Source organism: Bartonella sp. AD328YNZD (assembly GCF_042196425.1).
Window position 1 is genome coordinate 1 of record NZ_JBHIQG010000682.1, and the last position, 800, is coordinate 800.

Sequence of the window (800 nt, forward strand, 5' to 3'; positions counted from 1 at the left end):
AGATGGTCAAAGAATTCGTATCATGGCTAATGTCAACTACGCAAATCAGGTTCCTGTTGCGCTTGATTTGGGGGCTGAAGGTGTTGGACTTATGCGCACGGAATTTTTGTTTTTAGAGAATCCATATATTCCGGATGAAGAGCTACAATTTAATATATATCGGGCGATGATTACAGCTGTAGGAGATAAGCCATTAATTATTCGTGCACTTGATATTGGTGGAGATAAACAGGTTACGCATTTACATTTATCTAAAGAGGACAATCCTTTTTTAGGTGTTCGAGGAACGCGGCTTTTGTTACGTCGACGTGATCTTTTGGTGCCTCAATTACGTGCTTTATATCGAGCAGCAAAAGAGGGTGGAGATCTATGGATTGTGTTTCCGATGGTCATGTCTGTTTCAGAGATTGTTGCTCTAAAAAAGATTGCAGAGGAAATCCGCAACGATATTGATGCACCAAAATTAAAACTTGGTATTATGATCGAAGTTCCAGCAGCGGCCATTATGGCAGATGTATTGAGCGCCCATGTTGATTTTTTTTCAATTGGAACCAATGACCTAACACAGTATACAATGGCTGTTGATCGGCAAAATCCGTACCTTGTGTCTGAAGCTGATAGCCTTGATCCAGCAGTTTTGCGTATGATTTATCAGACTATTCAGGGAGCTGCACAAAATAAGTGTTGGGTTAGTGTATGTGGTGGTATGGCTGGAGATCCTTTTGGTGCAATGATTTTGACTGGATTGGGAATTAATGAGCTTTCTATGATATCTTGCGATATTTCTCCAGTAAAGGCGT

General features: G+C 40.6%; 1 protein-coding gene. It reads left to right on the forward strand.

Features of this window, described 5'->3' with window-relative positions; genetic code table 11:
* The coding region (locus tag ACFIO3_RS14440) for a putative PEP-binding protein (RefSeq protein ID WP_375704717.1) at positions 1–800 on the forward strand (800 nt) is incomplete at both ends.